Raw genomic sequence first — 13033 nt, 5'->3', positions numbered from 1 at the left:
AAATACAAATACTAATTTTGACAAGGGCATCCTTTCTCAACATTTGTTGCTTTTAATCTATTTTACGCTACGAATTTACATGTAAATTATATTACAATTTGTATAAATGAGATACATTTTACAATATCGAAGGGGTGTTGAACCTGGAATGCAAAGGAAACAATCATTCCCTATTTCGGTAATGTGTTAACAGGTAAAGAGTTGATCAATCAATGAATTTAATGAGGATGGCTACCATGTTATCAACTGAATAAAAAGCAGCAACTATACAGTTGCTGCTTCCAACATTTCTTTTTGTATTTCAACACGTTTGATTTGGTGAGGGTCTTTAGAAAGAATTTTAAATGCATATCCTTCGCTATTTACTGTTTGCCCTTCCTGGATATCATAATTCTGCATCAGAATCCAACCACCAATCGTGTCAACATCACTATCATTCATATGTAATCCTAGTAAATCATTTAATTCGCTAATTAATACTTTACCTTCTACGACAAGATGCCCTTCATTCATTTGCTGGATGGGCGGACGCTCATCTTCATCATATTCATCACGGATTTCTCCTACAATCTCTTCCAGAATATCCTCAATGGTTACAATACCAGCCGTACCGCCGTATTCATCATATAACACAGCCAACGGAATACGTTTCTTTTGCATTTGTAGTAAAAGATTATGTATTGGTATGGTCTCAATTACTTCAATTACTGGACGCGTATACGATTGAATAGAATTGAATTCTTTTGTTTCCTTATTCATATAACGAATAAAGAAGTCTTTCACATTCACCATGCCAATGATTTCATCTTTATCTTCCCCAAATACTGGGTAACGTGTATACTTTTCATCACGGATTATTTTCATATGGTCTGCTAAAGAATTATCTACATGTAGCCCTATAATTTCTGTACGAGGGACCATGATTTCTTTCGCAATACGATTATCAAATTCAAAAATATTATTTACATATTTGTATTCAGCTTGATTAATTTCTCCACGTTCATAACTTTCAGAAAGAATCAATCGTAATTCTTCTTCTGTATGTGCTACATCATGCTCTGATGCAGGTTTTAAGCCGAACATTCCTGTTATCATCCTTGCAGAGCCATTTAACAAGCGAATAAACGGATACATGATTTTGTAGAACCAGATAAGCGGAGCCGAAAGTAATAAAGTAACCTTCTCAGCCTTTTGAATCGCGAATGTTTTTGGTGCTAATTCACCAACTACAACATGTAAGTACGTCATAATAGTAAAAGCAATTCCTAAAGATAATACACCTGCAATGGAAGGATTGATGTTCCACTTATCAAATAAAGGATGTAAAAGTCTCTCAATCGTTGGTTCACCTAGTGCCCCGAGTCCCATTGCTGTAACTGTAATCCCTAATTGACAAGCTGACAAATACTCATCCAAGTTTGATGTCACTTTCTTAGCTGCCAGCGCACCTTTCTTTCCTTCTAATACAAATTGATCAATCTTTGATCCTCTTACTTTTACAATAGCAAACTCAATTGCTACGAAAAATGCAGTACATGCGATTAAAACCACTACCATGATTAAATTAAATATGTCCAACTAATTCCCTTAGCTTCCTTGAAACTAAAGGATTCACCTCCTGATATATTTTCTCTTTCCAGACCTACTTCATACACATTGACATGAGATTGTATAAAATCTACATTCTCAAAATGATGAGGGGTACTCTGAGAAAATCGAGGTCATTTAGCCACCTATCCGAGTCAACATCTGAGTCCAATACATTTCCACCGCCTTGATTAAATTATCTATATGTTAGCATGAGAAATAAATCCCAGTCAACGTTTACATTTTGTATACCCTGAAATTCAAACAAAAAGCTTCTCTTTCCTGTGACATAAAACTGCATAATGTGTGCATCAAACACTATAACATTTCCTTCGCTGCCACTAACTATATTATTTTTTTGTTCATTATTTACATTCCTTCTCACATTAAAAATAAAGCGAAGAAACATTTATCAATCTTTTTTAAAATATTTTGACACACATATTAGTAATAACTAATACGATTGTTCAACTCAAATGATTTAGATGTGAAAGCGAAGTTCATACATGGCTTTACCGATAAAATAATGTTACAAATGCTTCAATGTATCATAGGTGGGGAAAAACAGTTTCTTATTTAAATGTCATCCTCTTCTTGTTTTTCAAAATCACTCCATGTCCAATTGGTCCAAACATTATTTACTTTCCCTACAGTTATCAAATTCACATTATTTAATTCAATCGCTTTAGCTAAACTTTGAAAGAATATGCTCTCACTCGGTTTTTGATCCTCACTTATATCAGGATGTTCCCATTCTTCTGTTTGATAAAATAGATTTGGTTTAAATTCTGCATTGGTTTCATCTAATATGTCCGAGGGATTTACCCAGAATTTCTCCTTATATTTAGAAGTTAAAAAACGAATAAGTTTGGTAGGATGAAATGAATCAGTTTCAATTCCTAAACGCTTATACTCTTCTACAGTTGGTGTTAAAGTGATACGTTCTCCTTTCAAAAGTAACTCCATATGAAAAGGATCTACAAGGAAATGATCTTCATCATCGTACCAATATTCTTCATTTACAAGCGTTAAGATTTCATCGAAACATGAAAAGAATCCTTGCTGTCTCATGCTATTACTATACACATAGAAGTTATTCGATATCTCAAGGTTTGCATCAACGCCTACAACCTCAAATACAATGAGCCACTTGTCTTCCTCTCGAAAAACAGATATTCTGGATTGTGCTAAGTCAAAATTATAGTTATCAAGTACTGGAAAATCAAACTCCTCCGCGTACCTATCTAGTGTTTCAAGTGTTTTTTCTGCTTTCATAACATTACTCTCCATAAAGTTAGTATAGTAAATTTTTATTACATTCGTTTTTCTTTATTTAACTCATAAACATTATCTAAATACCAGGACATTTTTTTATGTCCCTCTAAACTGGCAACCATCCAGTTTTGTTTATTTGTATATTATATAAAACTCTAATGGCTCAGTAAACAACATTTGATTATGACCTTACCCTTCATTTTCTTTATACACAGTCCCCACCATAGCACTCCACTGCAGCTCCTCTTATTCTTCCTTACAATTAAAACAAAGACACATAGTCTATTGTTAATGTGAAATACAGTTTGATCATTTTTTCTAATAACTTACTATATAACAATCAGCATCCCTATCTTTTCTTCTGGCAAACTACCACCATAGAATAACAATCCTCCTGCAACTCATTCCCATCCCAATCATTATATATATGTAACAATTCAAACCCATTCGCTACTAGTAATCTTTCTAATTCTTGTGGATACGTATACCGAAGATCTATTGTTGTTTTCAGTTCCTCTACTAGCGCATTATCCTCATAAAACCTTCTTGTTGTTATGTAGTACTGTATTTGTTGAATTGAATCATAATTCATCTCAGTATATAAATCACATCTTCTTCCCTGTTCATCTGTAATAGTTGTCCAATATTCTTCTGTAGATGGTTGTATTAATTCTTCCTTTGACGGAAAACGTGTATCAAATATGAATATACCATTATCAGTTATTACATTATGAATCGATGCTAATAATTGATTTTGATGTGTATTAGTAAGAAAATGTTGGAATCCATGTCCTACCATAAATGCTAAAGGAATTGTTTCTTCGACGCTCAATTGCAAGCAGTCTTGCTGTAACCACTTTATATTCTTTAAACTCGCAGATTTACTCTTCGCTTCAGCAAGCATTCCTTCATGTATATCTATACCAATCATTTGATACCCTTTTTCGATAAAAGGAATAGTGACTCTCCCTGTTCCACATGCAATATCTAAAATCCATTCATTTTGTATATTTAGTTTTTGCGCCCATGATAGTAAAAACGGAAAATCTGAAAAACTTTTATTTTCTATATCCTATCGTTTTGGATTTTTATATTCAGATAAGTTCCATTTTGTTTGCACTTACATTCCCCATTTCATTTTAATATATAAATTATAATGAATTTACAGTTTTTTCTCTATAATTAGTCATAATAATTTGGACTAATCTCCCTCCCCCATTAGTAAGCTGAAAATAAGGGGATAGAATTGGAGTGTGATGTTATGGAACGTTTATGGATTCCTATAATCGTTACGTTTTTTTCGTTCGGTGGATTACTATTAGGAGGTGCTGTTGGAGTAGCAACACGCCAACTAATTGAAGAAAAGATGCATCGCTTATACGCATTATGTGGTGGGATTTTGCTTGGGCTTTTATCACTTGAAATTATTCCTGAAACATTTTCAAGCTATGAAATAATTGGGCCTATGCTCGGTATAGCTATCGGTATTTTAGTTATGAGCTTATTAGATAACTATTGTCACCATCCGATTATACATAAGAAAGATCAACAAGCATGGCAAACCTTCCTTTTTCTTTCTTTCGCTATATTCATTCATAATATGCCGAGTGGATTTGCGTTAGGAACAGCGTTTATAAATCATAATGACTCTGCCATTCCTTTCTTACTTGCGATTGTCATTCACCATATTCCAGAAGGGTTAGCTTTAATTATTCCATTTCTTTTTACAAAACATAAATACATTTCATTTTTATTAACAACTTTATTACTTTCTCTTATCCTAGGGACCGGTACTGTTTTTGGCATTATGATGGACGGGAAAGCTCTCCATTTACAAGGACTTATTATGGGAAGCGCAATTGGTTCTCTTGGCTATGTCACAATTCACGAAATGCTTTGGAAAGCAAAAAAACAGCTATCTCTCCTTCCGTTTCTATCGTGGTCTATTAGTGGATTTTTACTAATAACAGTCTTCACTCTTTTCACTGGACATCATTAAAACAAATAAGTTATATCATTTGTATATTTTTCCTTTTTCTCCAAAACATAATAGTATCTACCTATTATAAGGAGGAACGATTATGTTTGGAAAAACAGCCGGTGAAGCATTAGTGGACCTTTTAATTGACTGGGGTGTAGAACACATATATGGTATGCCTGGAGATTCCATTAATTCTATTATTGAAGCTTTAAGAAAAAAACAAGATAAAATTAAATTTATTCAAGTTCGCCATGAAGAAGCTGGTGCGTTAGCAGCGGCAGCCTATGCGAAATTAACAGGAAAACTTGGTGTTTGTATGGCTATTGCAGGACCTGGAGCGATTCATTTATTAAATGGTTTATACGATGCAAAACTCGATCAAGCTCCCGTACTAGCAATTTCAGGACAAGTAGAAAGCGATTTACTCGGAACGGATTTTTTCCAAGAAGTAAACTTAGAAAGAATGTTTGATGATGTTGCGGTTTATAACCAACGAATAATGTCAGCTGAACAGTTACCTGCTGTAGTGAATCAAGCGATTCGAATGGCATATACAAAAAAAGGTGTCTCTGTTCTTACAATTCCAGATGATGTTCCAAAATTTGAAGTAAAAAATGGTGCGCGCATTACAAACTCTTCCTTTACATTACCAGAAATATTTCCGCAAGAAGAAGATTTAGCTGTAGCGAAACTCGCACTTAATGAAGCGAAAAAACCTGTTATTTTAGCCGGGAAAGGAGCTAAACATGCGAGAGAGTCTTTACTTGCATTTGCAGAACATATCGGTGCTCCAATCGTACTTACATTACCAGCTAAAGGGATTGTTCCTGATGAACACCCTCTTTGTATCGGTGGATTAGGATTAATCGGGACGAAACCTTCTTATGAAGCAATGAAGCATGCAGATACTTTAATTATGGTTGGTACTTCTTATCCGTTCACTGGTTTCTTACCCGAAAAAGCAAAAACACTTCATATTGATACAGACCCTGCACAAATCGGGAAACGTTATACGACAGATATCGGCTTAGCTGGTGATGCTGATAAAACATTAAAATGGTTAATTGAAAATGTAGAAAAACACGAGGATCATTCCTTCTTAGAGCATCATCAAGAAATGATGAAAAAGTGGGAAGAAAAATTACACACTCAAGAAGAAGATTCTTCTACTCCAATTAAACCACAACGAGTTATGCACGCACTGCAACAAGTAGCCGAAGATGATGCAATTCTTTCAGTAGATGTCGGAAATGTAACAGTGTGGACAGCAAGGCACTTCCGTATGACAAACCAGAAATTTATCATTTCTAGCTGGCTTGCAACACTTGGCTGTGGTTTACCTGGTGCACTTGCTGGACAAATTGCTTTCCCGGATAAACAAGTGTTTGCAGTTTGTGGTGACGGCGGGTTTGGAATGACAATGAATGACTTCGTAACAGCTGTTAAATATAAACTGCCAATCGTTGTCGTCGTATTAAATAATAATAAAATCGCCATGATTAAATTCGAACAAGAGGTTATGGGTAATATCGAATTTGGTACAGACTTAACGAATCCTGATTTTGCAAAATACGCAGAGGCTTGCGGTGGTATTGGATATCGAGTTGAAAATTCAGATGAACTACTCCCCGCTTTTGAAAACGCAGTAAAACAAAATAAACCATGTATTATTGATGTAGTAGTAGATGTAAATGAAGCACCAATGCCAGCAAAAATCACATTTGGTCAAGCAGCTGGTTATACGAAACATATGATAAAGGAATTATTTGAAGAAGGTAAGATTGATTTACCACCACTTTAAACAAAAAAGATAGCTGAAAACAATTTGTCTTCAGCTATCTTTCTTTATTTTTGTACCTCTCTATGAAATGAAAAATCATTCACGGTAGGCTGTATTTGTTTCTCTACTTTCACCTCTTCCTTCTTCTGTTTCGCTCTTCTAACATTTCCTAATTTAATCGCATCTTGCATACTATTACTAATAAGATTTCCTGACAAAATTGTCATACTATAGAAAGCGATTGGTATAAGTACAATCCATGTATGAGTAGTTAAGTGACGGAAGTTTTGACCAATTAACCCTGTCCACTCTTTTGTGACACTATCTGCATCTATACCGCCAAAAATTATTGTTCCGCCAAAAAATAATCGCAACAAACCAAGATGCAAGAGGAGTAATAAAGTACTTACAAATTGCTGGGCTACTAATAAAAGAAATGATGGTAACATATGCGGCCATACATGGCGTCTCAACCTCTGCCACTTACTTCCGCCGAGCACAGTGGCCGCCAACATAAATTCTTCATTCTTAATACGTTTTACTTCTTGCGCCACGTACAACATAACAGTCGGTACAGCAAGGCACGCAAGAACTATAATTTGAAACGCAACCCGTAAATGAAACGGAGCAGCAGCCTCTCCACTTTCGAACATTAAAACTGCATTTAACATAAAATAGGAAATCATAATCATTGGTACAATACTAAACGGATCAAAAAAAGATGAGATTACTGGAAATGAACGTTTACTGTACATACCAAGTAATAAACCAATAGCTCCTCCAATTACTACACGTAAAACTGCGATAACGACACTTGCACCAACTGTCCATTTCGCTCCTTCTATTATTAACTGGAACAGGTCACGGCCTTTCTCATCAGTTCCAAACCAAAATTTACTCGACGGTGAAAACGGAGCAGCCTCTAATTCTCCTTTTTCGTTATACATCATCGTTAGTTCACGAATATTCCCATCGAAAAACAGCGTATTTCCAATACTAACAATCATTAGTACACTCAAAAAAGTAACACCTAGCCAAAATCTCACATCTCTTTTTACAACTTGCCACATGTTACACACGCTCCTTTATAACATTTTGTAAAAGCGTATGTAATAAACGAAATAGTATAAAAAGCGGTACGTATAATAAAACTAAACTCACTGTAAATATTTCTAATTTCGAATTTTCTTTCACGAAAACGAACATACCGTACGTATTAAACAGCCATTCAATAATATATAAGTTTGATAACATAAATAAAATATTCGTTTTTGCATAATAGACTGTTGTTAACAGGACATTTCTTGAAATATGGTGCGTCAAAATATGTCTTAAACTTAGCCCTTTACTCTTAGCAAATATACTATAATCTTTCTCTAATTCTTCTCTGAAACGTAATAGTAGTAACTTAATAAATAATAATGTTGTAGGTAAAGTAAGACATATTATTGGTAACAGGCGAGCCCTTTCCTCTCCAAGTCCTGCAAATTTCACTGGCATAAAACCTGTCTTTTGAAAGATTATTACTACTAGAAGTTGAGATAATAAAATTAATAAAATGTCCGGAATACTTTCAAGTGCGACGAAAATCCCATTCCACATACGTTGCTTTGATTGAGAGCGCTGTAATACCCACACAACGATAAGATACGCAATGAGTAAAGATAGTATAAATGCCGAAATAAATACAAACATTGTTTCTACATAATGAATCCATATTTGTGGAAATAACTTTCTTGAATTCCGAAATCCATACGTAATTTCACCTGGTTGAAGTAACTTCTCTCCAAGAAACACAACTGTGTTCCAAAAACCGATTAAATCAATTTGTAATCCCTTAAATAAACGCGGTAGTGCCCCTAAAAATAGAATACAAATAAGCGCCGCAAATAATTGTAAACAAGTAACCCCACACCATTTAGCAACTCGCATCAACATCACTCTATCCCCCTTGTCATTCGATAGAATATTCAGAAACCAAAAACCTACATATGTTACATCTCTTCAGCTATACATTGCACTTGCTTCTTCCCACTAGGTAAAATAGCTTGATATAAACACGTAACTAAAAATAATAAACCAAATAAAATAATATACAAGGTATCTGCACCAATCCATTTTGGGAATAACATCGCTATCGCACCGAGAGATAACAGCTGGAATCCTGTCGTTAATGGACTAAGTAAACTTTGAACACGTCCCATGAATGACTCTTCTACAATTTCATACATCCAGCCCGATATTGCAACATTAATAAATGGTAAAAAGAAAGTCGCAAAAGCGATACATAGATAAAAAGACCATACGTGATTTACAAAGTAACACATACCGAAGAAGACCCCAGAGCCCGCCATCCCAAATACAATAATAGATTTTGGTGCATATTTCTTACCTATACTCGTTGCTACTATACTTCCAATTAGTAATGAGATTCCTCCAACTACTCCACCAACCATTGCTAAGCTTTCATATGTTGCTGGCGCTAATTTGTATTTTAATATGTAAGTAGTGGATACGCTTAAAATACCATTTAATAATCCAAATACGATAAATCCTAAAAGTAATTTTTTTAAAGTTTCATTTTGGTATATATACTTAATCCCTCCTTTAAACTCTGTTATTAACATCTTCAAATTAACTTCTTTCCATTTTGTTCTACCATTTGGCAAACGAACTTTTTCTGGAATCGAGATCGTTTGTATCAAAATACCACTCGCAATAAAGGTGAGCGTATTTACTAAAATGCTCCCGTAAATTCCAAAAGTCCAATACACCATCGTTGCAATTCCTACACCAAATAAAGCATATAAACTATTTACCATTTGATTAATACCTGCCGCTGCACCGTATTGGTCTGATTCTACTACTCCCTGTATCATTGCCTGTTCTGATGGAGAGAAAAATTGGATACATGCATTTTCCAAAAATAAAAATATAAAGACTAGTATGATCATCCCGTAATAAAGCGAAATTAGAATTCCGATATTACAAATTGAACAACATATATTACTTACCGTACAAATACGTTGTCTATCAAATCGATCCACTACTGTCCCTACTAATAAAAAAAGATTAGTGCAGGTAATGCAATCATAATTTGCGTCATCGTTGCGTAAACTGGTTGTTTTCCGTATTGATCTAACAAGTAAAACATTAAAGAAATTCCAGCAATCATAGAACCAAGGCGTTCTAAAATATTCGCTAGAAAAAAGCGTGCATAAACTTTGTTTCGAAATAACTGTAGCATTTCTTTCATACGTAATATCCTTTCTCTCGACAAAATATTATTATTTCAGTCATTTCTCGGAAGTCTTATTATATTTTTTTCGACCATTATCCAATCTTTTCCTTCTTTATAAAGAACATCCTATTGAAAAAGCCCTTGTTTTCATACAAGGACTTTTCCATTAAACTATTTTATTTCGCTACTTCCTCTTTCGGCATTACCATACCTTTATACAATTGAACAGTTATCCAGTAATAGATGAAATAAATGACTAAAAAGATTCCTATTGGCATCCACACTTTTACAAATGGGTCAACTAATATGAAACTGAATAAGTTAAGCCCTACTAAAACGTGGGAGATTCCAATAATTGCTGGGAAGATAAATAAATATGAAATCTCTTTATATATACTTTTTGTTAACATACTACGTCTCACACCGATTTTTCGTAACATTTCATAACGGCGTACATCACGAGAAGCGCCTGTTAATATTTTGAACATAAGAGAACTCGCCATCATTGCTAAAAATGCAATTCCAAGGAAAAATCCCATAAACATTGTTCCGCTCATGAAACTGTTCACGAACTGATAAATTGTCATTTTCGTATATAATTCTACTTTTGTACCTGTTGTTTTTTCAATTTGTTCTTTTTGCCTCTTATCAATTTCTGTCAATAACGGTTTATATTTTTTCATATCATCTACTTTTGCTAATGTTACAGTATGTTCTGTTCCTTGAATTCCTTTGTAATGCTCTTCATCTGCAATTCTTACCGGTTTTCCGTTAAACTGATTATGTGTAATTTGTATCTCTCTTACAACCGCATCTTCCCAATCTTTTGGCATACGAGGAAGCTTATTCGCTACTTCAGGAGCTTCCAAAGCAGAATAGACAGGTTCAGTTAAAGGTGTAGCCACACGTTTACGAGCAGGTTCTTTTAAAGTCTTTGTATCAAAATGATCTGAAATAAGTGGTGGTTTTTCAGTTAAGTCGTTACGTAAATAATAAACCGCTTCTCCATCTACTTTATACTTATACTTGCTTTCTTCAACAATTTCCATTTCTTTTAATGCCGCTTTATCTTGTTCATTTGGATCATGAATTACGACATCATATACACGTGAGAAGTCTGTCATAATGCCTACATTCTTTTGAAACGCCATACCTGCTGTCATTGCACCTGCACCTAATGCAATTAACATCGCTACAGTGCCTAGTACCCTCGATAAACTAGTTACTCGGAAACGTAACTGTGCATAAGTAAAACTATTTAATCCCGTTTCATTTCGTTTTTTATTTCCCTTAATTTTCATTACAAAAAGTGGGAGCAACGAGCTAAAAATGAAATACGTTCCTACTGTCGTAACAATTGTCGCTATTATAAATCCTAGTTCAGCAAACATTTTTATATTCACCATAAAATAATATCCTGTACTTACTAGCAATACACCTAGTACTGTCATAATAACAGTGCGAGTCTTACTTTTCTTCACCTCATCTTGCGTTTCATCTTCACGTATTAACTCTAATTCTGTTTTACGTAATAATCGGAAACTATTCATTAAACCAGTAATGAAAAATAATATTAAGAAGAAAATAGATGTAACTAATATAGCTGGTGTGTACACAGATGCGTAATTACCTTTTGCTGAAATTTCCATTCCATTCATTAAAAAATTTCCTGCTACACTAGCAAGTACTATTCCTACTAAAATACCGATAATAATACTGACAATCCCCATACCAAAAGTCTCAATAAATAATAATTGCGCTACTTTTTTCTTTTTCGCTCCAAGCATCATGTACATACCGAGTTCTTTTCTTCTTAATGTAAGTAAAAAAGAATTGGCATATATGATGTAAAAAACTGTAATGAAAGAAAGCAATATTGCACCAACCCAAAAGACGAGCCTAATACTACCAATGAGACTATTATCTTTTGTAAATTCACTATTCATCGCCATCGTTTGGAACATGTAAAAAATACTAATACTAATGACTAGACCAATAAGTAAAACCATATAATCCTTTAACATTTTTTTCATACTATGACGTGATAATTTGAATAACATAGTCTCGCCCCCCTTACTTCAACTCAGTTGCTGAGCCCATTTGGGCAAGCACACCTAAAATATCTTGATAGAAATTTTCTCGTGTTCCTTGACGTTTTAACTCTTTATAAAGAAGTCCATCCTGTATAAATAAAATACGTTCACAATAGCTCGCACTAAATGCATCGTGTGTTACCATTAAAATACTTACATTGTGATTTTCATGTAAATCTTGCATCGCTTCTAATAAACTTTTTGCATTTTTACTATCAAGTGCTCCTGTCGGTTCATCTGCTAATACGATTGCCGGATTATGTACTAAAGCTCGTGCTGCCGCTGTTCTTTGTTTTTGTCCACCAGAAACAGCAGTCGGATATTTAGTTAAAATTTCAGTGATCCCTAATTTCGTCGCAACCCCATTTACTTTTCCAGTAATCTCACTTGACGGTACGCCTTGCAAGGAAAGTGGTAAAGCGATATTTTCATAAATTGATAAATTTTCTAGTAGATTAAAGTCTTGAAAAATAAATCCTAGTTTTTGAGAACGAAAATCTGATAATGCATTCCCCTTCATAGAAGTAATATTTGTGCCAGCTATTGTTACACTACCACCTGTCGCTTGATCAAGTGTACTGATCACATTTAGTAATGTCGTTTTACCAGATCCAGATGGACCCATAATCCCTACAAACTCTCCTTCTTTAATACTTAATGAAACACCCCTTAATGCTTTTGACTGATTCTCATTTCTTTTCCCATACGTTTTTTCTACACTTTCTACAGTAACTACATTTGTTGACATCTCTTTCACTCCATCCCTTTTGTATAGTATAAATTTCCCATATATTTCTTATATTTTTCTCATAAAAATTCTTAAGAATTTTTAAATTTTCCAAATGCAGATTGAGATACATAAGAAATACAAACGATTTCTCTGCTTAATATTCTCACTTTTCTAAAATCCTTTCATTCGATTTCCCTTACATTTACCTTACATTTTTGTAAGGTTTAAAAAAACAAACCACTTCATAAGAGCATTTCTTTGGAATGAGAAATGCTTTTTATTGTTATCAAAATTTAAAAGATATTTCAATAACAATAATAATGAAATAAAAAACAATATATTTTTA

The 13033-nt window shown here is 34.0% G+C and carries 9 protein-coding genes and 2 pseudogenes; 3 read left to right on the top strand and 8 right to left on the bottom strand.

Features of this window, described 5'->3' with window-relative positions; genetic code table 11:
- Positions 1-264: 264 nt before the first annotated feature.
- Positions 265-1578, bottom strand: a complete 1314-nt coding sequence (locus tag JFU54_RS27665; protein ID WP_016092639.1) for a hemolysin family protein — start codon at positions 1576-1578, stop codon at positions 265-267.
- A 472-nt stretch (positions 1579-2050) separates the two neighbouring features.
- On the opposite strand from JFU54_RS27665, the pseudogene JFU54_RS29965 reads away from it, so the two are divergent.
- A pseudogene (locus JFU54_RS29965) lies at positions 2051-2152 on the top strand (ArsR/SmtB family transcription factor); the annotation flags it as partial.
- 11 nt (positions 2153-2163) lie between these two features.
- Here the strand turns inward: JFU54_RS29965 and JFU54_RS29960 are convergent.
- Both JFU54_RS29960 and JFU54_RS27655 read right to left on the bottom strand, forming a co-directional pair.
- Positions 2164-2862 carry a DUF7003 family protein gene (locus tag JFU54_RS29960; protein ID WP_016102047.1) on the bottom strand — a complete coding sequence of 233 codons (699 nt, stop codon included), beginning with the start codon at positions 2860-2862 and terminating at the stop codon, positions 2164-2166.
- A gap of 349 nt (positions 2863-3211) precedes the next feature.
- On the bottom strand, positions 3212-3931 hold the full coding sequence (locus JFU54_RS27655; protein ID WP_201067333.1) for a class I SAM-dependent methyltransferase: 720 nt from the start codon (positions 3929-3931) through the stop codon (positions 3212-3214).
- A 192-nt stretch (positions 3932-4123) separates the two neighbouring features.
- On the opposite strand from JFU54_RS27655, the gene JFU54_RS27650 reads away from it, so the two are divergent.
- Together JFU54_RS27650 and JFU54_RS27645 are read left to right on the top strand one after the other, a co-directional pair.
- Positions 4124-4861, top strand: a complete 738-nt coding sequence (locus tag JFU54_RS27650) for a ZIP family metal transporter (protein WP_016102049.1) — start codon at positions 4124-4126, stop codon at positions 4859-4861.
- Between the two features lie 82 nt (positions 4862-4943).
- A complete protein-coding gene (locus JFU54_RS27645; RefSeq protein WP_016102050.1) occupies positions 4944-6644 on the top strand; it encodes a pyruvate oxidase in 1701 nt (566 codons plus the stop codon).
- A 44-nt stretch (positions 6645-6688) separates the two neighbouring features.
- Here JFU54_RS27645 and JFU54_RS27640 read toward each other — a convergent pair whose 3' ends face one another.
- From JFU54_RS27640 to JFU54_RS27620, 5 genes and pseudogenes are all read right to left on the bottom strand, one after another.
- Positions 6689-7693 carry an ABC transporter permease gene (locus JFU54_RS27640; protein ID WP_061688774.1) on the bottom strand — a complete coding sequence of 335 codons (1005 nt, stop codon included), beginning with the start codon at positions 7691-7693 and terminating at the stop codon, positions 6689-6691.
- 1 nt (position 7694) lies between these two features.
- Positions 7695-8561 carry an ABC transporter permease subunit gene (locus tag JFU54_RS27635; protein ID WP_016102052.1) on the bottom strand — a complete coding sequence of 289 codons (867 nt, stop codon included), beginning with the start codon at positions 8559-8561 and terminating at the stop codon, positions 7695-7697.
- A 56-nt stretch (positions 8562-8617) separates the two neighbouring features.
- A pseudogene (locus tag JFU54_RS27630) lies at positions 8618-9879 on the bottom strand (MFS transporter).
- 161 nt (positions 9880-10040) lie between these two features.
- Complete coding sequence (locus JFU54_RS27625; protein WP_016102054.1) at positions 10041-11924, bottom strand: ABC transporter permease; 1884 nt, start codon at positions 11922-11924, stop codon at positions 10041-10043.
- A 13-nt stretch (positions 11925-11937) separates the two neighbouring features.
- Positions 11938-12705: an ABC transporter ATP-binding protein gene (locus JFU54_RS27620; RefSeq protein ID WP_016102055.1), complete on the bottom strand. Its 768-nt coding sequence runs from the start codon at positions 12703-12705 to the stop codon at positions 11938-11940.
- Positions 12706-13033: the final 328 nt, after the last annotated feature.

This window comes from Bacillus sp. TH19 (assembly GCF_016651075.1).
GTDB classification, from domain to species: domain Bacteria; phylum Bacillota; class Bacilli; order Bacillales; family Bacillaceae_G; genus Bacillus_A; species Bacillus_A mycoides.
Note: the sequence above shows the minus strand (reverse complement) of the source record. Positions and strands in the feature narration are given on the sequence as shown.

What these genes read in the sequence shown, in the direction of transcription:
- JFU54_RS29960 (WP_016102047.1), bottom strand. Translation starts at nt 2,862, where the DNA reads ATGAAAGCAGAAAAAACACTTGAAACACTAGATAGGTACGCGGAGGAG.
- JFU54_RS27650 (WP_016102049.1), top strand. Translation starts at nt 4,124, where the DNA reads ATGGAACGTTTATGGATTCCTATAATCGTTACGTTTTTTTCGTTCGGT.
- JFU54_RS27645 (WP_016102050.1), top strand. Translation starts at nt 4,944, where the DNA reads ATGTTTGGAAAAACAGCCGGTGAAGCATTAGTGGACCTTTTAATTGAC.
- JFU54_RS27640 (WP_061688774.1), bottom strand. Translation starts at nt 7,693, where the DNA reads ATGTGGCAAGTTGTAAAAAGAGATGTGAGATTTTGGCTAGGTGTTACT.
- JFU54_RS27635 (WP_016102052.1), bottom strand. Translation starts at nt 8,561, where the DNA reads ATGTTGATGCGAGTTGCTAAATGGTGTGGGGTTACTTGTTTACAATTA.
- JFU54_RS27625 (WP_016102054.1), bottom strand. Translation starts at nt 11,924, where the DNA reads ATGTTATTCAAATTATCACGTCATAGTATGAAAAAAATGTTAAAGGAT.
- JFU54_RS27620 (WP_016102055.1), bottom strand. Translation starts at nt 12,705, where the DNA reads ATGTCAACAAATGTAGTTACTGTAGAAAGTGTAGAAAAAACGTATGGG.